The 23,344-nt window shown below is 65.2% G+C and carries 19 protein-coding genes; 8 read left to right on the top strand and 11 right to left on the bottom strand.

Translation table 11 applies throughout. The features are described 5' to 3' along the window. Positions 1-116: 116 nt before the first annotated feature. From ACN0T5_RS12575 to ACN0T5_RS12565, 3 genes are all read right to left on the bottom strand, one after another. The gene (locus ACN0T5_RS12575) at positions 117-1,352 is read right to left on the bottom strand and encodes a type II toxin-antitoxin system HipA family toxin (RefSeq protein ID WP_417768947.1); all 1,236 of its coding nucleotides are present in this window, start codon (positions 1,350-1,352) and stop codon (positions 117-119) included. Next, positions 1,345-1,983, bottom strand: coding sequence for a helix-turn-helix domain-containing protein (locus ACN0T5_RS12570; protein WP_417768946.1), 639 nt, complete (start codon positions 1,981-1,983; stop codon positions 1,345-1,347). The genes ACN0T5_RS12575 and ACN0T5_RS12570 overlap by 8 nt, the downstream gene beginning before the upstream one ends. A 213-nt stretch (positions 1,984-2,196) precedes the next feature. After that, complete coding sequence (locus ACN0T5_RS12565) at positions 2,197-3,237, bottom strand: LysR family transcriptional regulator (protein ID WP_417768945.1); 1,041 nt, start codon at positions 3,235-3,237, stop codon at positions 2,197-2,199. 173 nt (positions 3,238-3,410) lie between these two features. Here ACN0T5_RS12565 and ACN0T5_RS12560 point away from each other — a divergent pair, with 173 nt between their 5' ends. After that, positions 3,411-3,869: a (2Fe-2S)-binding protein gene (locus ACN0T5_RS12560; RefSeq protein WP_417768944.1), complete on the top strand. Its 459-nt coding sequence runs from the start codon at positions 3,411-3,413 to the stop codon at positions 3,867-3,869. Positions 3,870-3,882: 13 nt separating this feature from the next. Continuing rightward, positions 3,883-6,093, top strand: a complete 2,211-nt coding sequence (locus tag ACN0T5_RS12555; protein ID WP_417768943.1) for a molybdopterin cofactor-binding domain-containing protein — start codon at positions 3,883-3,885, stop codon at positions 6,091-6,093. A gap of 51 nt (positions 6,094-6,144) precedes the next feature. Here the strand turns inward: ACN0T5_RS12555 and ACN0T5_RS12550 are convergent, their stop codons facing one another. Then, the gene (locus tag ACN0T5_RS12550; RefSeq protein ID WP_417768942.1) at positions 6,145-6,552 is read right to left on the bottom strand and encodes a hypothetical protein; all 408 of its coding nucleotides are present in this window, start codon (positions 6,550-6,552) and stop codon (positions 6,145-6,147) included. A 297-nt stretch (positions 6,553-6,849) separates the two neighbouring features. Here ACN0T5_RS12550 and ACN0T5_RS12545 point away from each other — a divergent pair, with 297 nt between their 5' ends. The 6 genes from ACN0T5_RS12545 (at position 6,850) to ACN0T5_RS12520 (ending at position 14,421) form a co-directional block, all read left to right on the top strand. Then, a complete protein-coding gene (locus tag ACN0T5_RS12545) occupies positions 6,850-7,998 on the top strand; it encodes an iron-containing alcohol dehydrogenase (RefSeq protein ID WP_417768941.1) in 1,149 nt (382 codons plus the stop codon). Positions 7,999-8,100: 102 nt separating this feature from the next. Then, positions 8,101-9,048, top strand: a complete 948-nt coding sequence (locus ACN0T5_RS12540) for a LysR substrate-binding domain-containing protein (RefSeq protein ID WP_417768940.1) — start codon at positions 8,101-8,103, stop codon at positions 9,046-9,048. Positions 9,049-9,171: 123 nt separating this feature from the next. Continuing rightward, a complete protein-coding gene (locus ACN0T5_RS12535; protein ID WP_417768939.1) occupies positions 9,172-10,431 on the top strand; it encodes a sarcosine oxidase subunit beta family protein in 1,260 nt (419 codons plus the stop codon). 15 nt (positions 10,432-10,446) lie between these two features. Further along, positions 10,447-10,740: a sarcosine oxidase subunit delta gene (locus tag ACN0T5_RS12530; protein WP_417768938.1), complete on the top strand. Its 294-nt coding sequence runs from the start codon at positions 10,447-10,449 to the stop codon at positions 10,738-10,740. Beyond that, positions 10,737-13,721, top strand: a complete 2,985-nt coding sequence (locus tag ACN0T5_RS12525) for a sarcosine oxidase subunit alpha family protein (protein WP_417768937.1) — start codon at positions 10,737-10,739, stop codon at positions 13,719-13,721. The genes ACN0T5_RS12530 and ACN0T5_RS12525 overlap by 4 nt, the downstream gene beginning before the upstream one ends. Continuing rightward, positions 13,714-14,421 carry a sarcosine oxidase subunit gamma gene (locus ACN0T5_RS12520; protein ID WP_417768936.1) on the top strand — a complete coding sequence of 236 codons (708 nt, stop codon included), beginning with the start codon at positions 13,714-13,716 and terminating at the stop codon, positions 14,419-14,421. The genes ACN0T5_RS12525 and ACN0T5_RS12520 overlap by 8 nt, the downstream gene beginning before the upstream one ends. A 59-nt stretch (positions 14,422-14,480) precedes the next feature. On the opposite strand, the gene ACN0T5_RS12515 is transcribed toward ACN0T5_RS12520, so the two are convergent. From ACN0T5_RS12515 to ACN0T5_RS12485, 7 genes are all read right to left on the bottom strand, one after another. Then, positions 14,481-15,701: a M24 family metallopeptidase gene (locus ACN0T5_RS12515; RefSeq protein ID WP_417768935.1), complete on the bottom strand. Its 1,221-nt coding sequence runs from the start codon at positions 15,699-15,701 to the stop codon at positions 14,481-14,483. Between the two features lie 357 nt (positions 15,702-16,058). After that, positions 16,059-16,913 (bottom strand): ABC transporter permease, encoded by an 855-nt coding sequence (locus tag ACN0T5_RS12510; protein ID WP_417768934.1) that lies wholly within the window; start codon positions 16,911-16,913, stop codon positions 16,059-16,061. Between the two features lie 16 nt (positions 16,914-16,929). Continuing rightward, positions 16,930-18,225, bottom strand: coding sequence for an ABC transporter permease (locus ACN0T5_RS12505; protein ID WP_417768933.1), 1,296 nt, complete (start codon positions 18,223-18,225; stop codon positions 16,930-16,932). 220 nt (positions 18,226-18,445) lie between these two features. Continuing rightward, complete coding sequence (locus ACN0T5_RS12500) at positions 18,446-19,546, bottom strand: extracellular solute-binding protein (protein WP_417768932.1); 1,101 nt, start codon at positions 19,544-19,546, stop codon at positions 18,446-18,448. A gap of 98 nt (positions 19,547-19,644) precedes the next feature. Then, a complete protein-coding gene (locus ACN0T5_RS12495) occupies positions 19,645-20,739 on the bottom strand; it encodes an ABC transporter ATP-binding protein (RefSeq protein ID WP_417768931.1) in 1,095 nt (364 codons plus the stop codon). A gap of 321 nt (positions 20,740-21,060) precedes the next feature. After that, positions 21,061-22,602 carry a trimethylamine methyltransferase family protein gene (locus tag ACN0T5_RS12490; protein WP_417768930.1) on the bottom strand — a complete coding sequence of 514 codons (1,542 nt, stop codon included), beginning with the start codon at positions 22,600-22,602 and terminating at the stop codon, positions 21,061-21,063. 151 nt (positions 22,603-22,753) lie between these two features. Next, the gene (locus tag ACN0T5_RS12485) at positions 22,754-23,344 is read right to left on the bottom strand and encodes a hypothetical protein (RefSeq protein ID WP_417768929.1); all 591 of its coding nucleotides are present in this window, start codon (positions 23,342-23,344) and stop codon (positions 22,754-22,756) included.

Genomic DNA, 23,344 nt, shown 5'->3' with positions numbered 1-23,344 from the left:
GATGTCCCGGGACACTTCAATCCGGCAGCCAAGGCAAGCGTCCCCGGCAATGCCTCCAACTCAATGCGATCAATGGTTTTTGGTCCTGGACACTCGCCAGACCAGTTGCCGGGACCTCAGCACTCCAACGGCAGGGGCAGCGTCACAAGATGGGCGTCGACGGCCGTGATCACGTCTTCGCTCAAGGCCAGGTTCGTTTTCTCCTGTGACCAGACCGCCTGAAACGCAGCAACCGTTTCCTTGGCAGTGTCGAGGACAAGCTTTTCGGGCAGCTTGGCCCGTGATGCCAATACGGCAAGCTCTTTCAGCGTGAATTCTGCCATCGCGTTTGTGGTGGCATATTTCAGCGCCGCTGTTCTGCTCGGGAGATATGGGATCGTTGCAAGCAAATCATAGGCTGGTGCGATACTCGGCGTTTTCCGGTCATAATAGATCAGCGCCCAGTTTTTCAGGTGCATGTCGTCATTGCCAATGAGCGTCGAATACACCAGGCGCCGGATAAATTCCGCGACATCTTCCTGGGTGGTTTCGATGCCCAGCACGGTTGCGATGTTCCTGTAACTCGCCCTTTCGTATTTCTGATGCGGATGGCGCCCGAAAACCTGCGCGAAGTCCTCGACATGCACGGGGCCATCATCGCTTCGGTCAAAGCGCCTGATGGCGAAGGCTTTCTCTCCCCGCAATCTTCCAAGCCCGTCAGGCAGACCGTCGATGCTTTTGAGATCGACCAGCTCGATTTCCGGGACATCGATTCCGATCTGCTTTGCGATGGTCATGAACGAGAATTCGTTCTCGGGAACGCTTTCGAACCTCTCTGAGGGGAGCTTCACGATCCACTCTCCGCCGATACCTTTGGCGGGTATCGTCAAGCCACCATTCTTGGCTGAATTCCGCAGGGCTGAAAACTTCAGTTGAATGCCTGCCAGAGAGAACCGGAGAGCGTGTTTTTTGCGCGCTTCTTTCTCCTCGGGCGTTGTCTCGTCGCCATCATCTGGTAGCCCCTCCCAGCCATCGGGCATCACGGTGACTGCGCCAGGTAAATCCTGGCCGAGTGCCCACAGGAGATAAAGCTCTCTGGCAGATTTCACACCCGCTTGCTGCGCCAGATAGTCACGAAGGGTGCCTTCCGGCAGCAAGTTCGAGAAGAACGGGAGAAGGTTGGGACCCGTCGAGCCGAACCTGGCCAGCAGTTCCCCAAGAGGATTTTTGAAAGACAGGCTCAACGTGTCGCGCTTTTTGTCGGCGATATAAGCCTCGTCGAATGAGAAGATCGAACGGTCTCCCGGCAACAGGTTTAGCGTGCCGATCTTATTGCCGTGAAGAAGGATGTTGAGTGCGGATATATCACTCATCGTCATCCTCCAGCGAATAGGCCGGACGCTCCAGAAAGTCGGCCTGTTCATGGCGGTGAACCAAGCTGTTGCGGAGTTCCCGTAAGTTTTTGGCGATATGCTCCAGCCCTCTGATCAGTTTGGCTGTCTCGGAAGAGTTGTCATTGAGGCCTTTGGGTGGATTTGGCTGCTTTGATGGAAGGGTTATTTTCCAAATGGGCGAGGTGGCTTTTTCCAGGCGAACATAGGCGTCGGTATCGTAGTTGAGCGCCTGCAGCCCCTTCAAGGCGCGGTCAACTTGCTCACATACCGCGATGAAATTGTCGGGTACGTCAGCGGCACCGCGGATGTGATCGAGCGCCTTCTGCGTATTGCGAATATTACTCAAGGCGGGCGCAGTACGGTCTCGCGGAAATCCTGCAACAATGCTCTCGACGGCCGGAAGGGCCCTTTTGGGAACCAGCTTGACCTCCAGATCAAGAGCACGAGCGATCTGTATCAAGCTGGAGAGCTTGATATCCACTCCGCCCTTTTCGATTTTGGAGATATGACTTTGCGGCACGCCAATAAGTTGACCAAAACTGGTTTGGCTTAGGCCTTTGATTTTGCGGGCATTCTTGATTGCCTCAATGATCTCTGGATTCCTAGTCATTATATATTCTCGCATATATTTTATGTTAATAATATGCTTGGGCATATTTTATAGTCAAGAAGACTGTTTCGATATATATGCCACAACATATAATTTATTTTAAATTATATGTTGTGGAATATTTTCTTGAGTGTATGCAGGGTGTTCACCTGAAGGTGCCGATATCAACGCCCGTTGACGGTTTTGGACTTCTTTCCGCCTTCCGCCGTCCTGTCATTCCCCGGCGGGGACGGGTGCGCGCCGTTTCTGCGTCGGGACCGGCGGTGTCGGCTCCGGCAACGGCTCCGGCGCGCCATCGCCGCCGTCCGTCGTGGCTTTGCAGATCGACCACTGGCCGGCATCGCCGAGTTCCGTCACCTCGCGCACCACGTCGCCCACCGTCTCGCGTAGCCAGCGATGGGCGGGTTCCGCATCGTCGCGCCCGTGCCAGATCAGCGACACGGTGAAATCCGGCACCTCGACCGGCGGGTCGAAGATTTCCAGGTCGAGCACCTGCGCCTTGGCCAGCGCGATGCGCGCCGGCAGGCAGGCGACGAGGTCGGCCTTGGCCACCGCATAGGGCGCCATGATGAATTGCGGCAATGTCAGGAACACCCGGCGGGTCAGGCCCAGGTTGGCCAGTTCCCGGTCGACCACGCCTTCCGGTCCGCTGCGCGGGGTGACCAGGACGTGCTCGGCGGCGACGAAGTTCTCAAGGCTCGGGCCGGCGGGGCCGAAACGGCCGCGTTTCGCGATTCCCACGATGCGGTCGGAGTAAAGCGGCAGCGCCCGGTGCCGCGCTTCCAGTTCGCCGGCCACCCCGATCGCCATGTCGATCTCGCCGTCGTCGAGCATCGGCGTCATGCCGGCCGCGCGGGCGTTCTTGATATGCAGGTCGAGCTTCGGCGCCGCCTGGCGGAAGCGCCCGATCAGCGCCTCCAGCAGCACCGCCATGGAATTGTCGGTCATCGCGATGCGCATTTCGCGGTCGAGATTGGCCGGGTCGAAGGCCAGCGCCGGGGCAAGCGTCTCCTCGATCCGCCGCAGCGCCTCGGAAACCGGGACGGCCAGCGACTGGGCCCGCGCCGTCGGCTCCATGCCGCGTCCCGAGCGCACGAAAAGCTCGTCGTCGAACAGGGCGCGCAGCCGCGACAGGGCGTTGGACATGGCCGGTTGCGAAAGGCCGATGCGGCGCGCGGCGCGCGTGACGTTGCGCTCGCTCATCAACGCATCGAGGGCCACCAGCAGGTTCAGGTCGACGGACGATATATTCATCGGATCAATTTTCCCGGATATCCAAAATCAATTGGACGATTGTCTGAGCCTGCCCCACCTAAGGCGTCGTGGCAATCTTTCAAGACCGCCCGCGTCTTGCCCTCTCCGGAAGACGCGGCGTCCTGACGGGTCGCCACGCAAGGTTTTGCACCCCGTTTTTTCAGGAGGGACGGATGGTTCGTCTGAACATCAATGGCGAGGACCGCGAGATCGATGTCGATCCCGATACCCCGCTGCTCTGGGTCCTGCGGGACGAATTGCAGATGACCGGCACGAAGTTCGGTTGCGGCATTGCGGCCTGCGGTGCCTGCACCGTGCATCTGGACGGCACGCCGATACGCTCCTGCCAGACCATGGCCTCCGATGTCGAGGGCATGGCGATCGTCACCATCGAGGGCGTCGACGGCAAGGCGGCAAAGGCCGTGCAGGCCGCCTGGCGCGATCTCGACGTGCCGCAATGCGGCTACTGCCAGTCCGGCCAGATCCTCGCCGCGACCGCGCTTCTCGCCGAGACGCCGAAGCCGAGCGACGAGGACATCGACATGGCGATGAGCGGCAATGTCTGTCGCTGCGCCACCTACACCCGCATTCGCGCCGCGATCCATCGCGCCGCCGAGACGATGGAGGGCTGAGCGCATGCTTCACATGATGCAGAGACTTCACCAGCAGGCGGTGCGTCCGACGCGCCGGTCCTTCCTGAAAATGTCGGCGGTTGCCGCGGCCGGCCTCGTCATCGCCCCGCACCTGCCGTCCTCCCCCGCCCGGGCCGCGGCCGGAGCGGGCGACGACATGTTCACCCCCTTCGTGCGCATCTCGGCCGACGGCATCGTCACGGTGCTCAACAAGCATCTCGACATGGGCCAGGGCAACGCCACCGGCCTTGCGACGCTGGTCGCCGAGGAGCTCGACGCGGCGCACGGGCAGATGCGGGCCGAATTCGCGCCCGCCGACAACGAGCACTACAAGAACCTCGCCTTCGGCTTGCAGGGCACCGGCGGCTCCACCGCGATCGCCAATTCCTTCGAGCAGTATCGCAAGGCCGGTGCCACGGCGCGCGCCATGCTGGTCGCGGCGGCAGCCGAGGCCTGGGGCGTGCCGGCCGCCGGGATCACCGTGTCCGATGGCCGCATCTCGCATCCCTCCGGCAAGTCCGCCGGCTTTGGTGAGTTCGCCGAAGCGGCGGCGAAGCTGGAGGTTCCGGCCGAGGTGACGCTCAAGACGCCGGACCAGTGGGTTTATATCGGCAAGTCCTTCCCGCGCCTCGATGTGCCGAACAAGACGGTCGGTGCGCCGCGCACCTATGGCATGGATGTCCAGCGCGAGAACATGCTGGTCGCGGTGCTCACCCGTCCGCTCGCCTTCGGGGCGAAGGTGAAATCCTTCGACGCTTCGGCGGCAAAGGCGGTGAAGGGTGTCGTCGACGTCATCGACGTGCCGGGTCACGGCGTCGCCGTGCTTGCCACCTCCACATGGCCGGCGATCAAGGCCCGCGATCTTCTGCAGATCGAGTGGGACGAGACCGGCGCCGAGACCCGTTCCTCGGACGCCCTTTATGCCGAGTATCGCCAGCTTGCCGAGACCGACGGCCCGGTCTTCCGCGACGACGGCGATGTCGCTGCCGCGCTCGAGGGAGCGGCCACGGTTGTGGAGGAGACCTTCCAGTTTCCCTATCTCGCCCATGGCATGATGGAGCCGATGGTCCTCACCATCCATGCGGAAGGGGACAGGGCGACGCTCTGGTATCCGTCCCAGTTCCAGACCGTCGACCAGGGAACGGCGGCAACCGTTCTTGGCATCCCGCAGGAAAACGTCACCATCCACACGCTCTATGGCGGCGGCTCCTTCGGCCGGCGCACCTCGCCGGACGCCCGCCACATCGTCGAGCTTGCGACCATCGCGAAGCTCTGGGGCAAGTCGCAGCCGATCAAGCTCGTCTACACCCGGGAGGACGACACCCGTGCCGGCTATTACCGGCCGATGGGCGTCCACAAGGTGCGTGCGGGGCTGGATGCCGACGGCAACCTCGTCGGCTGGCATCACCGCATTGTCCAGCAATCGCTGATGACCGGCACGCTGTTCGAGCAGTTCATGGTTCATGACGGCATCGACGAGACCTCTGTCGAGGGCGTCAAGGATGCCAGCTACGCCATTCCCGCCTTCAAGGGGGAGCTGCACTCGCCGAAGGTCGGCGTGCCGGTGCTGTGGTGGCGCTCGGTCGGCCACACCCAGACCGGCTATGTGGTCGAGGCGATGATCGACAAGGCGGCCCGTGCCGCCGGTGCCGATCCGCTGGCCTTCCGCCGCAGGCATCTGGAAAAGCCGTCGGGCGATGCCGCGCGTGACAAGGACAAGGCCCGCAAGCTCGGCGTGCTGAACAAGGTGGCGGAGATGGCCGGCTGGTCGGGCCCTGTCAATGGCGACCGTTTCCGTGGCATCGCCGTGCACAAGTCGTTCAACACCTATGTGGCGGAGATCGCCGAGGTCAGCCGCCGCGAGGATGGCACCTTCAAGGTGGAGAACGTGTGGTGCGCGGTCGATTGCGGCATCGCGGTCAACCCGGACAACGTCAAGGCGCAGATGGAGGGCGGCATCGGCTACGGCCTTGCGGCCATCCTGTTCAGCGAGATCACGCTGACGGACGGCCATGTCGACCAGCAGAACTTCGACACCTACCGGCCCATGCGCATCGAGGAGATGCCACGGGTCGAGGTCGAGGTTGTCGCCTCCGCCGAAGCCCCGTCCGGGGCCGGCGAGCCCGGCACGCCGCCGATCGGCCCGGCGGTGGCGAACGCCATCCTCGCCGCCACCGGCGAACTCCCGGCGACCCTGCCGCTGACGAACCTCGGCCTCGCCTGACGAAACAATCCCCGGCCCGCTCCGCGTTCGGAGCGGGCCGGACATCGCGTCTCAGCCGGGTATCTCGACCCGGATGGACGTTATCTGCCCGCCGCGCGCGAAGATCGACACATAGACGAGGGCGTCCTGCCGCTCGATGATCCTGGCCTCGCCCGGGGAGACGACGATCAGCTCTTCCATCGCCTGTCGGTGACCCGGGTTGCCGAACCACCGGTCGTTCTCGTCCTCGGCGTGGCGTATCCCGAAACGGTGGAAGTTTGCCCGGTCCTGCCTGACGATGGCCGCGGCACTTGTGAGCCGCGCTCCCCTGGAATTGACCCTGTCCTCGGGACCCAGATAGGTCATGTAGCCGCCAATCATCCTGTCCTGCGCCTCTGCGATCGCCGGCAGGAGCAGGGCGCCTGCCATCAGCACAAGGGTGGCGGCGCGGCGCGCGGATGATCCGGTGAAAATCGTCATTCAAAATCCTCCTGTTGAAAGCACCTGATCCCGGTCTCTTGAACCATGATCCCCTGTTTCGGTGTCATACTGAAGAGTGTCCACCGTTTGCGACACGGGGATTGCCGGCCGGCCAGCTCTGCCCCGGCCCGGGTTCGCCCGTATCCCGGCGGCCCGCCCGCCGACGCGCCTCCCGACATAATCTCATCGGCCGATGGATTTTTTGCATTTCCGCCCGGACCCGTCCCCGCCCTAGCATTGCGACGGGCGTCCGCCCGCCGCCCGTGCGGACCGGGGCAGGACCATCGCGGAGGGAGAATGCAGTCTTTCACCACCAATCAGGTGCCGCGCATCGTGTCGGGTCCCGGGCGCAGCACCGAACTCGGCGCGCTGGTCACCGGCCTTGCCGGCGAGGGGGCCTGCGTGCTGCTGGTCGCCGACAACGGCCTCGGTGCGCTGGGCCTCACGTCCCGTATCGCCGAGGCGCTGAAGTCGGGGGGGCATCGTGTCGTCACCCATGACGCGATCCTGAGCGACCCGAAGGAGCCCTGCATCATCGCTGCGGTCGAGCAGGCGCGCAGCGAGGGCGTCGAGGCGGTCGTGTGCCTGGGTGGCGGCTCGGCGCTCGATGCCGGCAAGCTGATCGCCGCCATGATCGGGGCGAAGGGACGCCTTGAGGACTACCGCCTTGCGGCCAATGCGCTTCCCGTTGCCCGCGTGCCGCTCGTCTGCGTGCCGACCACCGCCGGCACCGGCTCCGAGGCAACCGCCGTATCCGTGATCTCCGATGCCGCCGGCACCAAATACTGGTACTGGGCGCCGGCGCTGAAGCCCGATGTCGCCCTGCTCGACGCGCGCCTGACGACGGGCCTGCCGCCGCAGCTGACCGCCGCCTGCGGCGTGGATGCCATCGTCCATGCGATGGAGGCAGCGCCCGGGCGCGCCGCCTTTGCCGAGAACTCCCGCATCTGCCACGAGGCGATCCGCCTGGCCGTCACCCATATCGACCGCGCGGTTGCCGAGCCGGACGATCTGGAGGCCCGCGGCGCCATGCTGCTCGCGGCCACCTGGGCGGGCGTCGGCATCGACAATGCCGGCACGGGCATGGCCCACAACATCGCCCACGCTTTGGCAAGCCTCGTGCCGATCCATCACGGCCGCGCCGTTGCCATCGGCATGTCCGCATCGCTCGGCTGGTCCATGGAGGGTCATGAAAAGGCCTGGAGCGAGGTCGCCCGCGCCTTTGGCTGCGCCCATTACGGCGAGTTGCCGATGGCCTTTGCCGGGCTGGTTCGCCGCCTCGGCATCCGCCTGTCGCTCGCCGCCGATACCAACCGCATCCCGCCCGAACGCCTCGCCGCGCAGATGGCGGCCGCGCAGAACGCCCCGATGCGCGCGGCCAGCCGCCGTGAGGTCACCGACGAGGATCTGCTGCTGCTCGCCGGGCGCACGCTCGGCTTTTCCTGAAATGCGGCCGCAATGGAGATCAACGCCCCTTTCCAGCCGCCGCCCGCCGACGTAGCCTTGCACCCTTCGACAAGGAACCGCGAGGCCGGCCGGGACGGACGCATGACCACCAATCCGATCGACCGCAGGCGTCTGCCGCTGAACTCGCTGCGTGCCTTCGAGGCGGCGGCGCGGCAGATGAGCTTCACCCGCGCGGCCGAAACCCTCGGCGTCACCCAGAGTGCCGTCAGCCGCCACGTCCTCAACCTGGAGGAGGTCGTCGGCGCACAGCTGTTCGAGCGGCGCGGCTCCTCGCTGGCGCTGACCAAGGCCGGCCAGGACCTGATCGGCAACGTGGTGCCGGCGCTCGACCGGCTGCAGGCCGGCCTCAACGCGATCTGCGAGATCGACCGGGGCGGCACGCTGCGCCTTGCCCTGCCGCCCTCCTTTGCCATCCGCATGGCCGCGCCGATCATCGAGACCTGCCGGGCCGAGGGCGGCGTCGCCATCGAGATCGACACGCCCTATGTGCTGGAGAGCCTCGACAGCACGGCGCACGATGCGGCAGTCGTCTTCTCCCGCCCGCGCGTCACCGACCAGGTGATGGACCTCCTGTGGATGGAGGAACTGACCCTTCTGTGCCGTCCCGACATGGCCGCGCGCCTGCGCGAGGAGGGGATCGCCGCCGCCCTTGCCCGCGAGACCGTCATCCATTGCCGCAACGAGGCCGGCCGCCACACCGCATGGACCGAACTTCTGCGCGCCGCCGGCATTGCCGCCACCCTGCCACAGGGCATCGTCTTCGACACCGCCCACATGGCGCTCGACTTCGCCGCCCGCGAGGGCGGGCTCGTCGTTGCCGACCGGCGGCTTGCCGCGCGCGACATCGCCGAAGGGCGCCTGGCCGCGCCGCTGGACACGAGTGCCGCCTCCGGCTTCGGCTACTTCATGCTCTTCCGTCCGGACGACCTGCAGCGCGAGGCAGTGCAGATCTTCCGCCGCCGCATGCTGACGGAATTCGCGCCCTCGCTGGAACCGGCGAGGGTGACGGCAGGGCTGGGCGTGGCCTGACGCGGCGGGCGGGGCCGCATCCGCAACAGGGCGGCGCCGCTTTTCCGTGCTTGGGAACGGCAATCGCGCAGGCTAGGCTTTGCGGCGCCGGCCCGGCTAAAATTCGGTTGGAGTATCAGCAACGTGCAGAAATATTCGGCCCTTTCGCTCCTGAAGAACGCCTTGACCGGCCACCGCCACTGGCAGCCGGCCTGGCGCAAGGCGGAGCCGAAGCCGGCCTATGACGCCATCATCGTCGGCGGCGGCGGTCACGGGCTCTCCACCGCCTATTATCTGGCCAGGGAGCACGGCCTGACCAACATCGCCGTGCTGGAGAAGGGGTGGCTTGGTTCCGGCAATATCGGCCGCAACACCACCATCGTGCGCTCGAACTACATGCTGCCGGACAACAACCGTTTCTACGAATGGTCGATGAAGCTGTGGGAGGGCTTGTCGCTCGACCTCAACTACAATGTGATGTTCTCCCAGCGCGGCGTGCTCAACCTTGCCCATACGCCCGCCCAGCTGGACGAATATGCCCGGCGCGGCAATTCCATGCGGCTGGAGGGGATCGATGCCGAACTGCTCGGCCCGTCGGAGGTTGCATCGCTCGTGCCGGGGCTGGACCTGTCCGGCAGCGCCCGCTTCCCCGTCGTCGGCGGGCTGCTGCAGCCGCGCGCCGGCACCGCCCGCCACGATGCGGTCGCCTGGGGCTATGCCCGCGCGGCCGATGCGCGCGGCGTCGACATCGTCGAGAATTGCGAGGTCACCGGCTTCCTGCGCGAGGGGGACCGCATCGTCGGCGTCACCACCACGCGCGGCGAGATCCGGGCACCCAAGGTGGGCGTCGCGGTTGCCGGCAGCACCTCGCAGGTGCTGGCGCTTGCCGGCATCACCCGCCTGCCGATCGAAAGCCACGTGCTGCAGGCCTTCGTCTCCGAGCCGGTCAAGCCGATCCTCGACGGCGTCGTCACCTTCGGCGCCGGCCATCTCTACATCTCCCAGTCGGACAAGGGCGGCCTCGTCTTCGGCGGCGACATAGACAAGTACAATTCCTATGCGCAGCGCGGAAACCTGCCGGTGGTTGAGCATGTCATGTCCGAGGTGACCGCCATGCTGCCCTTCGTCTCGCGGCTGCGGCTGCTCCGGAACTGGGGCGGCATCATGGACATGAGCATGGATGGCAGTCCGATCATCGCGCCCGGCCCGCTGCCCGGCCTCTATCTCAATGCCGGCTGGTGCTATGGCGGCTTCAAGGCAACGCCCGCATCCGGCTGGTGTTTCGCCTGGACAATGGCGAAGGACGAGCCGCACCCCCTCAACGCCCCCTTCACGCTGGACCGCTTCCGCAACGGCGCCTCGATAGACGAGCGCGGCGCCGGTCCCTATCCCAAGATGCACTGACGAGGACGCCCGCCCATGCGCATCGACTGTCCCTGCTGCGGACCGCGCGGCGTTGCCGAGTTCTCCTATGGCGGCGACGGGACCCTTCGCCGGCCGGATCTTGCGACCCGCGAGACCGAGCCCTTCGCCGCTTATGTCTATGACCGGGAGAACCCGCGCGGGTCCCATGTCGAGCTCTGGCACCACATTGCCGGCTGCCGTCACTGGCTGCGCGTCACCCGCAACACGCTCACCCACGAGATCACCGGCGTGGAGATGGCCGGCCGTTTCGCAGGCGATGCGGCCCGTCTCGGAGGGCAGGGCACATGAGCGGCTACCGGCTGCCCCGTGGCGGCGCCCATGTCGAGCGCGACCGTCCGTTCTCATTCCGCTTCGACGGTGAGCCGATGCACGGCCTTGCCGGCGACACGCTCGCCTCGGCGCTGCTTGCCTCCGGGCGCGTCCTGGTCGGCCGTTCCTTCAAGTATCACCGGCCGCGCGGCGTCATGAGCGCCGGTCCGGAGGAGGCCAATGCGCTGGTCGCGATGCGCACCGGCGCCCGCCACGAACCCAACACCCGCGCCACCATGACCGAGCTATACGAGGGACTGGAGGCGTCGAGCCAGAACCGCTGGCCCTCGCTCGCCTTCGACATGATGGCGGTGAATGACCGGCTGTCGCCGCTGTTCTCGGCCGGCTTCTACTACAAGACCTTCATGGGGACCGGTCAGGCTTCCTGGCATTTCTGCGAGCACTTCATCCGCAAGGCGGCGGGTCTCGGGCGCGGCACCCATCTTGCCGATCCCGACCGCTACGAGAAGCGCAACGCCTTCTGCGACGTGCTCGTCGTCGGCGCGGGTCCCGCCGGGCTGATGGCCGCGCGTGTCGCCGCCGCGCAGGGCCTCAGGGTCATCCTCGCCGACGAGAATGCGCGCCCCGGCGGACGGCTCCACGAGGACGGGGCGACCCTTGACGGTCGCTCCGCCGCCGACTGGATCGCGCATGAACTGCACGAGCTGGAGCGTCACGGTGTCCGTGTCATGCCCCGCACCACCGTCTACGGCTATTTCGACGGCAACGTGCTGGGCGCCGTCGAGCGGGTCGCGGATCACAAGCCGGCGCCCGAGCCGCACGAGCCGCGCCAGCGTCACTGGACCATACACGCCCGCCATGTGGTGCTCGCCACCGGCGCCATCGAGCGGCCGCTGGTCTTTTCCGGCAACGACGCGCCCGGCGTCATGCTTGCCTCCGCCGGCCTGGCCTATGCGCAGCGTCATGGCGTCGCCGTCGGTCGGTCGGTCGTCATCTTCGCCAACAATGACGGGGGCGCGCGCACGGCCCTTGCGCTCGACCGGCTCGGCGTTTCGATCAAGGCGGTGGTCGACATCCGGCGGGAAATTCCCTCGGCTCTCGCGGCCGACCTCGGCGCGCGCGGCATCCGGCTGGAAACCGGCGCCGTCGTCGCCGCGACACGCGGGCGCAAGGCGCTTGCCGGTGTCGACATTCGCGGCTTCGACCCGGTCTCCGGGGCGCTCGGCGCCAATATCATGCAGCCCTCATGCGATGCGCTGCTGGTCGCCGGCGGCTGGACCCCGAGCGTGCATCTGGCGAGCCAGGCGGGCAGCCCGCCGGTTTTCGACGAGCAGCTGCAGTCATTCGTTCCCGGCACCCCGCGTGAGGCCTGGACCGCCTGCGGCGCCGCCGCCGGCGCGCTCGACCTTGCCGCATGCCTGGAAGGCGGCCGCGACGCCGGCCTTGCAGCGGCTGCCGCCTGCGGCGCGGGCAAGGGGAGCCTGTCGCCATTGCCGGGCCTGGAGGGCGCTGCCGGGGCCGAGTATCCGCTTCCCGTCTTCGACGTGCCGGCGGGCGGGCGTGCCAAGCGTTTTGTCGACTTCCAGCACGATGTCACCGCCGACGATATCGAGCTGTCGAACCGCGAGGGCTTTCGTTCGGTAGAGCACCTGAAGCGCTACACGACGCTCGGCATGGCCGCCGACCAGGGCAAGACCTCGAATGTCAACGCCATCGCGCTGATGGCGAGGGCGCGTGGCTTGAGCGTTCCGCAGGTCGGCACCACCCGGTTCCGCATGCCCTATACGGCGGTGGCGATTGGCGCGCTTGCCGGGCGCGAGACCGGCCATCACTTCGCGCCCTTGCGCCGCACGCCCATGCATGACTGGCATCTTGCCCAGGGAGCGGAAATGATGTCGGCCGGCATCTGGATGCGCCCGCGCGCCTATTTCCGGGCGGGCGAGACCCTGCGCGAGGCCTATGTCCGCGAGGCGACCATGGTGCGCGAGGGCGTCGGCCTCGTCGACGTATCGACGCTTGGCAAGATCGACGTGCAAGGCCCGGACGCGGCGGAGTTTCTCAACCGGCTCTATGCCAACGGTTTTGCCAGGCTTCCCGTCGGCAAGGCGCGCTACGGCGTCATGCTGCGCGAGGATGGCATCATGTTCGACGACGGCACCGCCTGGCGGCTTGCCGAAAACCGCTTTCTCGTCACCACGACGACCGCCAATGCCGGGCCGGTGCTCGCCCATATGGAGCACTACCTTGAGGTCGTCTGGCCGGAGCTGCGCGTCCACGTCACCTCCGTCACCGACCGGTTCGCGGCCATGGCGATTGCCGGTCCCGCCGCGCGCAAGGTGTTGCAGGCCGCACTGACCGACGGGGATGTCTCGAACGAGGCCTGTCCGCATATGGGCATCGTGCGGGGCCGCATCGGCCCGCATGAGGTGAGGATCGCGCGGCTCTCCTTTTCCGGCGAACTTGCCTACGAGGTCTTCTGCGACTGGCCGGCCGGCCTTGCCGTGTGGGAAGCGCTGCTCGCCGCCGGCCGCCCCGAGCGAATCGCGCCCTATGGCCTGGAGGCGCTGGGCACGCTGCGCATCGAGAAGGGGCACATCACGGGGGCGGAAATGGACGGCCGCACCACCCTTGCCGATGTCGGACTTGGCGGCATGGCGTCGCAGCGCAAACCCTATATCGGTTCGGCGATGACCTTGCGTCCCGCACTCGTCGATCCGGCCCGCCCCGTGATGGTCGGACTGGTGTCGAGCGACGGGATCCCCATCCGTGCCGGCAGCCACTTGACCGCGCGCGGTGGAGGGGCGAGTCTGGGGCATGTCACCGCCGTGACTTGGTCGCCGGCCCTCAAGGCCCATATAGCGCTTGCCTTCCTCTCGGGCGGGCGCGAACGCCACGGCGAAGCGCTCGAGGCGGCCTTTCCGCTGAAGGACGAGCGGGTGGCGGTGACGGTCACTGTTCCTTGCTTCTACGACCCCGACGGGAGCCGAATGCATGTCTGACGTCGACAATGGCGCGCCGAACGCGCCGCAAGACGCCGATACCACCGCCGCACCGCAGACGGACGCGCCGTCCGGCGCGGCCGCGGACACCGACAAGGGGGCACACGCGGCGCGTCCCGTGGTCGGGCGGCTCGTGCCGGGCGAGACCGCCGGCGCCGCCGAACCCGCCATCCTCTTGCGCGAACTGCAGATCGCCGCCGTGCTCGAGGTCGGCGCCTGGCCGAACCGGCTGGAGCCGGTCGCCAACCGCTTGTCGGAGCTTGCCGGCACGATCCTGCCGGGCCGTCCGGGCCGCTTCAGCGAGAGCGATACGGCGTTGGTCGGGTGGGTTGCCTTCGGCCGCTTCATCTACGTTGCCGCCTCGCCCGAGGAGACCGCGCGTGTCGACGAGGCGCTCGACACCGACGATGCGGCGGTGGTCGATCTCGGCCCGGCGCGCCGCGCGCTGCATGTCGGCGGTTCCCAGGTGGCAGCGCTCCTCAACAAGGCGGTGGCGATCGACTTCGATCCGCGTGCCTTCCCGCCCGGCTCGCTCGCCCAGGCGGTCATCCACCAGATCCCCGTCATCATCCTGCGCCGCAACGAGGAAGGCTTCGACCTTCTGGTGCCGTCCAGCCTTGCCGATGCCCTGATCGAATGGCTGACAGATGCCGCCCTTGAATTCGGCTATCGCGTTGCCGAGCCGACGGCGATGATGTGAGGCGGGTGTGAGGCGGGGCAACGCCCCGCCGCACGTTCCGCCTGCGACCCTGTCGGGCTCTAGCTACCTTTGCCGACGACGTTGTGCTCCGGTCCAAAGGGGAATCCGGTGATGTTTTCCGCGCCGTCCTCCTGCACGATCAGGATGTCGTGCTCGCGATAGCCGCCGGCGCCAGGCATGCCTTCCGGGATCATGATCATCGGTTCCATCGACACCACCATGCCCGGTTCCAGCACCGTGTCGATGTCTTCCCTGAGTTCCACCGCCGCCTCGCGCCCGTAATAGTGGCTGAGCACCCCGAAGGAGTGGCCGTAGCCGAACGAGCGGTAGCGCAAGAGGTCGTGCGAGCGGTAGATCTCGTTGAGTTCGGCGGCAATGTCGCGGCAGCGCGCGCCGGGGCGGATCAGTTCCAGCCCGCGCCGGTGCACCTGGCAATTGACCTCCCAGAGCCGCAGATGCGCGTCCGGAACATGATCGCAGAACAGGGTGCGCTCCAGCGCCGTGTAGTAGCCGAAGATCATCGGAAAGCAGTTGAGCGACAGGATATCGCCCGATTGCACGATGCGGTTGGTCACCGGATTGTGGGCGCCGTCGGTATTGGGACCTGACTGGAACCAGGTCCAGCTGTCCATCAGTTCGGCGAAGGGAAAGCTTGCCGCGATCTCCCGCACCATCGCCTGCGTCCCGGCAAGCGCCACCTCGTGCTCCGGGACGCCTGCGGCGACCGCCTGCACCACCGCCGCCCCGCCAATGTCGCAGATCCGCGTGCCGTGCCGGATCAGCGCCTGTTCCTCCGCCGACTTGATCGTCCTCAGCCGCATCGCGTCGCTGGCGATATCGATCAGTTCGACACCCGGCAGGGCGGCTTCGAGCATGGCCAGCGTTTCCAGTGTCACATGATCGAACTCGATGCCGAGCCGGCGCACGCCCGGCGTCAGTTGCCGCACGGCGTGAAAGTAGTTGTCGCGCTGCCAGTCGGTATAGGTCAGCGCATCGCCATGGCTGCGCCGCCACGGCTGGCCGCCGTCGATCGCGGCGGCGACGGTCGTTGCCGTCGTCTGGTCGAGCACCAGCCCGTAGCGCCGCCCGAACTGGCAATAGAGGAAGCCGGAGAGGTAACAGATGTTGTGATAGGAGGTGAAAAGCGCCGCGTCGATGTCGCGCCTGGCCATCACCGCCCGCATCGCCGCCTGCCGTCCGTCCATCTCGGCCGGCGAAAAGGGTGACCACGCCTTCTCGCCATTGTGCCAGCGCATCGTTCTTGCCAGATCGTCGTTCATCGCAGTCTCCTGTTGTTGCCCCCGTTTCCCGGACCGCCAACAAAAACGGGCCGGTTCGCGAGGAACCGGCCCGCCAGGCCTTGCGTCTTCTGTCGGGGTGCGCCGCCGGACCCTGGAACCTGTTGGCTCGCGGGTCGCCCGGTGACTGGCGTTCCGTCACCGGCTCGGAAAGGAGAGGGGCGCATGACCCGTTTTCGGTTGGTCGGCGACTGTGCGGCCGGCCGTGATATTCCAAAGTGCAATTTCGAAAAATTCTGGTGCAAATTTTCGAAATTTTGCCGCTGAAATTGCAAAATCCGGCAGTGTTCTGTCGCGACTTTCCGGCTCCCCCCGGTCAGGACGGGAGCCGGATCGACATCACGACGGGGTGAGGCCGCGCAGCCGTTCGGAGCGCCGGCGCAGCAGTTCCAGCACCGTCAGCAGCGCGATGGAAATCGCCACCATCAGCGAGGCAACGGCCAGGATGGTCGGGGAGATCTGCTCGCGCAGGCCCGTAAACATCTGCCAGGGCAGGGTCTTCTGTCCGGCGGAGCCGAGGAAAAGCACCACCACCACTTCGTCGAAGGAGGTGATGAAGGCGAACAGCGCGCCCGAGACGACGCCCGGCACGATCAACGGCATCTGCACCTTGAAGAAGGTGGTCACCGGGTTGGCGCCAAGGCTCGCCGCCGCCCGCACCAGGCTCCGGTCGAAGCCGACCAGCGTCGCCGTCACCGTGATGATGACGAAGGGCGTGCCGAGTGCCGCGTGGGCAAGCACCACGCCCACATAGGTTCCCTGCAGTCCGATGCGGGAATAGAAGAAATACATGCCCGCGGCAGAGATGATGAGCGGCACGATCATCGGCGAGATCAGCACCGCCATGATCGCCGAACGATAGGGCACGTGGCTCTGCGACAGGCCGATCGCGGCGAGCGTCCCGAAAGAGGTCGCAAGCAGCGTTGCCACCGGGGCGATGGTGAAGGAATTCCGCATCGCCTGCTGCCAGTCGGGATTGGTGAAGAAGTCTTCGTAATGCTTCAGCGAGTAGCCGGCCGGGTCGAAGGCCAGCATTTCCTTGGTGAAGGTGAAGAAGTCCTGCGCGTTGAACGACAGGGGCAGGATCACCAGGATCGGGAAGATCAGGAAAAAGAAGATCAACCCGCAGATGGTGCGGAACGTATAGTGCCAGGCGCGCTGGCCGGTGGATGCATAGGCTGGAAGAGCGGACATGTTTTTCTTGGTCTCCTCAACCGAGCTTGACGTTATCGATGCCCACGATCTTGTCGTAGACGTAGAACAGCAGCATCACCGCACCAAGCAGGATCACGCCGAGCGCGGCCGCCAGTCCCCAGTTGAGCGACGACGAGATGTGGTAGGCGATGCGGTTGGAGATGAAGATGCCGCTGGTGCCACCGACCAGTTCCGGCGTGATGTAGTAACCGATCGCCAGAATGAAGACGAGGATCGAACCGGCGCCGATGCCGGGCACCGTTTGCGGGAAGTAGACCCGCCAGAAGGCGGTCCAGTCGGTCGCGCCGAGGCTCTTGGCGGCCCGCACATAGGTCGGCGACACGGTCTTCATCACGGAATAGAGCGGCAGGATCATGAAAGGCAGCAGGATATGCGTCATGGCGATGACCGTGCCTGTCTGGTTGTTGATCATCACCAGCCGGTTGGCGTCGCCGACGATGCCGATCGCGACAAGGAAGTCGTTGATCACGCCCTGCTGCTGCAGCAGCACCTTCCACGCCGAGGTGCGCACCAGAAGCGATGTCCAGAACGGCAGAAGCACGAGGATCATCAAAAGGTTGGCCGAGCGCGCCGGCAGTGCCGCCAGCAGGAAGGCGACCGGATATCCGAGCAAAAGGCAGGAGAAGGTGATGGTCAGCGACAAAAGCAGCGTGCGCCAGAACAGGTAGAGATAGATCCGCTCGTTCTCCGGCTTCATCGAGACGCCGTCCGCGGTCAGCTCCATGTCCGCCGCGTTGAGGAAGTAGCCGGACGTGATGGTCGGGGAATAGCGCTTCAGCACCTGCCAGGTTTCAAGCTCGCCCCATCCGTCGGCGGCGGCGATGAACTGCTCCTTGAACGGTCCGGCCTCGTCCATCCTGCTGACGCGCCGTCCGGTCCTGCGGAACAGGCTCGACATGCCGGATGCTTCGTAGTTGAGCCGCGAGCCGAGCCGCGTATGGGTCTTCTGCTCGGTGGCGACCAGAAGGTCCTCGTAAAGGGCCTTGAACACAGGCTCGCCGGGCGTCTGGGGCGAATCCGCCTCCCATGACGACAGCGCCTTCACGGTTTTCGGCAGCGTGTCCGAAACGATGCCGTTTTCCACGGAGCGGAACAGCATGTCGGCGATCGGCGCGGCGAAGGTGATCAGGATGAAGACCAGCAGCGGCGCGATAAGCGCCAGCGAACGCAGCTTCTCCCGCCTCAAGGCCTTGGCAAGGCTGACCTTGAGCGGGATTCCGTCCCGCGTGGTCAGCACTTCCGTCTGCGTGCCGTTGCCGGCGTCGGTGTTCGCTGTGGTGTCGCTCGTCATCATCCGTGTCCGTTTCGGCCGCGGTCGGCGCCTCGTCAGAACGCGCCGGTGGAAGGCGGGAGCGGGCCCGTCAGGTCCGCTGGTGCCTGGTCCCGGAAGAGCTTGCGCAGGATCTGGCGCGCAGGCTTGTCGGGGAACAGGGGATTGAGGGGCCGCGGCGGACCGGATCCGCCGCGGCAGGTTGCAGGATGAAGGGGATCAGGCCCCTTTCATCAAGAGCTTAGCCAGCGAGCCAGGCCTGGAACTTGGCGTCCAGGTCGTCGCGATAGTCCGCCCACCACTCGTAATTGTAGAGGAACGTGTTGGTGGCATTGGCCGGATCGGTCGGCATATGCGGACCCATCTCGATGCCGAGTTCCGCGTGCTTGCCGACGAGCGGAGCCGAGGACTTGCGGGCCGGGCCATAGGAGATGTACTTGGCCTGGTCGGCGAGGCGCTGCGTGTCGGTGGCGAAGTGGAGATACTTCAACACCGCGTCGAGGCGCTCCTTCGGCAGGCCGGCCGGGACGATCCAGCCGTCAAGGTCGAACACCTGCGCGTCCCACAGCATCTTCACCGGCTGCTTCTGCTCTTCGATCAGCGAGAACAGGCGGCCATTGTAGGTCGAGCCGATCACCACTTCGCCATCGGCGAGAAGCTGCGGCGTCTCGGCGCCGGCCGACCACCAGACCGTCTGGTCCTTGATGGTGCCGAGCTTGGCAAGGGCGCGGTTCACGCCTTCCTCGGTCTCCAGCATGCTGTAGACTTCGTCCTTGGCGACGCCGTCGCACAGGAGAGCCCATTCCATGTTGTTGATCGGACGCTTCTCGAGCGAACGCTTGCCCGGGAAGTTCTCCAGGTCGAACACGTCGCAGATGTCGTCCGGCTCCTTGCCGTTCCACTCGGCGACGTCCGTGCGGTAACCGAAGGTCGTCGAATAGACGATCTGCGGAATGTAGCAATCGGACACGATCAGGTCGCCGAAGTCCTCGGAGGCCGGCGTGCCGTCCGGCGCCTTGGCCAGCATCTCGTCGTGGTTGATCTCCATGGCGAGGCCTTCGTCGCACAGGCGGATGGCGTCGGAAGCCACCACGTCGACGAGATCCCAGGTGACGTTGCCGGCCTCGTTCATGGCGCGCAGCTTGGCCACCGCCTCGTTCGAGCTTTCGTCATTGATGATCGTGACGTCCGGGTTCGCAGCCATGTAGGGCTTGTGATAGGCCTCGTTCTGCGAATTCGAGTAGGCGCCGCCCCACGAGACGATGGTGAGATCGACGGCGCTGGCGCCCGTCGTCATCATCGCGGTTGCAGCACCTGCAAGCAGGAGTGTCTTGAAGGTCATATTGATCCCCTGGTTTCTTGAGTTCGTCCGGGGCCGTGCCCCGAAAAATGAGCGGCAGCCCTTGCCGGGCGCCGCAGTCTTTCGATCCGGGTCGCGCATCAGGCGACGGCGTCAAGCGCCTTGCAGTCGCTCGCGGCCCAGCCGATCTCCACTGTCTGACCGGTCCGCAGGTCGCGCTTTTCACCGCGATTGCGAACCTTGACAATGAATTCCTTGTTGTCGGCGACGTTCATCCGCACGCGGATGTGGTCGCCGAGATAGATCATTTCCTCGATGCGGCCCTTGACCAGATTGTCCATCTGCTCGTGCGTGTCGAACTCGACACGTTCGGGGCGCAGCGAGATTGTCGTGCGCGATCCCACACCTTCGATATTGACGGCATCGGCCTTCAGCACCGTGCCGTCATCGAGTTTCACCGCGCAGGTGTCCCCGGTAACCTCTGTCACCGTCCCGGAGAGCTTGTTGTTCTCGCCGATGAACTGGGCAACGAAAGAGTTCTGCGGGTTCTCGTAAAGCGCATCCGGGCTCGACAGCTGCTGGATGATGCCGTCGTTGAACACCGCGACCCGGTCCGACATCGTCAGGGCCTCGGTCTGGTCATGCGTCACATAGACGATCGACACGCCGATGTTCTCGTGGATGTGCTTGATCTCGTACTGCATCTGCTCGCGCAACTGCTTGTCGAGCGCGCCCAGAGGCTCGTCCATCAACACGAGTTCCGGCTCGAAGACCAGCGCGCGGGCAACGGCCACACGCTGTTGCTGTCCGCCGGACAGCTGCGCCGGACGACGCGATCCGAACTCGCCCAGCTCGACCATTTCCAGCGCCCGCTGCACCTTCTTTTCCTGATCCGCCCTGTTCATGCCGCGTACCTGCAGCGGGAACGCGAGATTCTCCGCAACGCTCATGTGCGGGAAGAGGGCGTAGTTCTGGAACACCATCCCGATGCCGCGCTTGTGCGGGGGCACATTGTTGATCGGGCTGTCGTTCAGGAAAATTTCGCCGTGGGTGGCGGGCTCGAAACCTGCCAGCATCATCAGGCAGGTCGTTTTGCCGGAGCCGGACGGGCCGAGCATGGTGAGAAATTCGCCCGGCGGAATGTCAAGGTTCAGATTTTTGACGACGAGTGTTTCCCCGTCATAGCTTTTTTGCACGTTCTCGTAACGGACTGAAGCGCCGCGTGTCTCTGTCATCGTTGCCCCTAAGCAAAAGTCGAAAAGGGACAGGCATTCGCGCCGAATTGACGGCACGTTCTCTCCTGTTCCCCTCTTGCGAACTCTTTTCGGCTCGCTTGGCTACCCTGTCGATGGGCTTACATAAGCAAATAATGACAGGAATTGAAAGGGGGTGTGTAAAAAAATATTTGAAATGTATTGAAAAAACAAAGCCCTCTTGCAGCGCAGCGAAAAATGCCGTGCTGAAGAGAGCTTTTTTGGTGTTAGTGCCCTGTATATTTGATGTTATCTTTGATCTCTAAGGGCGTCATTGTAAATGAGATATTTTTTCTTCTTTTCCTAGACGTTACTGTCCGGGAACTCAGCTTTCCGCGCGGCCATGAAAGAGATCAGGGCTTCGTCGATATCAGGGGCCAGCGGCGGCGCCTCGTAGGAGGCGAGCATCTGCTTCCATTTGCGGTTCGCCCGCCATGCGGCGTCCAGGCCGCCATCGGCGCTCCACTGCTCGAAGGAGTTGTTGTCGGCGATCTCCGAGCGGTAGAAAGCGGTCTCGAAGTTGCGTTGCGTGTGCGCCGCGCCGAGGAAATGACCGCCCGGACCGACCTCCGCGAGTGCATCCATCGCCTGCGCCTCGTCGGACAGGTCGATGCCCTTGGCCAGCACGTGCATCATGCCGAGCTGGTCGGCGTCCATGACGAATTTCTCGTAGGACGAGCAAAGCCCTCCCTCCAGCCAGCCGGCGGCGTGCAGGGCGAAGTTCACTCCCGACAGCAGCGTCGCCAGGATGGTCTGCGCCGATTCCTGTGCCGACTGGGCATCCGGCGTCTTGGACGCCGTGAACGAGCCTCCTGACCGGAACGGCAGGCCGGCGCGGCGCGCCAGCTTGGCCGCGCCGTTGAGCAACAGGCTGCCTTCCGGCGAGCCGAAGGTCGGGGCGCCCGACTGCATCGAGATCGAGGACACGAAGGCGCCGAAAACCACCGGCGCGCCGGGACGCACCAACTGGGTCAGCGCGCAGCCGGCCAGCGCCTCGGCGAGCACCTGAGATAGCGTGCCGGCTACTGTCACCGGGCTCATGGCGCCGGCCAGGATGAAAGGCGAGACGATGCAGGCCTGGTTGGCCGCTGCATAGACCTTCAGCGCGCCGAGCATGGTGGCGTCGTAGACGAGCGGAGAGTTGGCGTTGATCAGCTGGATCATCACGCAATTGTTGTCGACGAACTCCTCGCCGAAGACGATCTGCGCCATGCGGACCGAATCGCTGGCGCGTTCCGGCGCGGTCACCGATCCCATGAACGGCTTGTCCGAATACTTGAGGTGTGCATAGACCATGTCGAAATGCCGCTTGTTGACCGGCAGGTCGACGGGTTCGCACACGGTGCCGCCCGAATGATGCAGCCAGGGCGAGGCATAGGTCAGCTTCACGAAATTGCGGAAGTCCTCGATGGTGCCGTAGCGCCGGCCGGAATCGAGATCGGTCACGAAAGGCGGGCCGTAAACCGGCGCAAAGACCGTGTTGTTGCCGCCGATGACGACGTTGCGCTCCGGGTTGCGGGCGTGCTGGACGAACTGCGCCGGCGCGGTCTTCACCAGTTCGCGCAGCATGCCCTTGGGAAAGCGCACACGTTCGCCGGAAACCTCGGCTCCGGCCGCCTTCCAGATGGCGATGGTTTCGGGATCGTCGCGGAACTCGAGGCCGATCTCGGCCAGCAGCCGGTCGGCATTCGCCTCGATCAGTTCCGCGCCCTCGTCACTGAGAATGTCGTAGACGGGCAGGTTGCGCGAGATGTAGGGCAGGGCGCCTGCCGCTTGCGATCCGCGCCGTTTTTCCGTCCGGGCTGCCCGTCCGCGCCGTGCCGCGCGTGCTTCCTGTTCACTCATCCGCTGCAAGCCCTTCGTTGTCGCTGCGAGGCGTCGGCGCCCGTTCGCGTCACTTTGCGCCGGGGCGAGAGGGGGCTGCGGCGCGAATGCGTCGTCCGATTCTCTAAAAGCGTCATGGCAAGGGGAGCAGCTGCTCCTGAGGCTGCCCGGATTACTGGGCGCGGCAGCCGAGCCGGGAGCTGTCGCAATCTTCCCGGTTCATCGTCACGGAGATCAGCGGATACTTGAAGTCGTCGTTGTCTTCGGAGTTGGCGGCATCGATGATGGCCGCCGTCATCAAACCAATCAGGCCGGCACCGGAGCCGCTCTGGTAGATCTTCTTGCGCGTCTCGTTCTCGGCCTTCGCATTGGCGAAGCCTGTCTTGTAGCCGGGCGCGTCACAGCGCACCGAGACCGGACGGGAGGCATAGCCGTAATTGGGCACCTTGACCTGGGCCGGTGTGCGAAAGCTTGCGGTGTAGCCGTCGCTCTCCAGCTTGCACTCGGCGCCGGTCATCTCTTCCTTGATGCCCGTGCCGCTCTCCTTGTGCAGCGTATAGTGATAGCTGCGGACCGTGATGAACTCCGTGCCCCTGAGCTGCGGAATGTTCTGCCCCTGAGCCCGGGCCTCCGCCAGCACGTCGCCATGCGTCGCGGTCGGGCTGGTCGGTTGGTAGCTGACGCTCATCGCGATCGGCTTGGTCGTCTGGCATGCGGCAAGGCCGATGGCGGACACGATCAGTACGGCATGGCGAAAAATCAT

Source organism: Stappia sp. (genome assembly GCF_048261845.1).
Taxonomy (GTDB): domain Bacteria; phylum Pseudomonadota; class Alphaproteobacteria; order Rhizobiales; family Stappiaceae; genus Stappia.
This window is presented reverse-complemented; position numbering and strand designations above follow the sequence as displayed.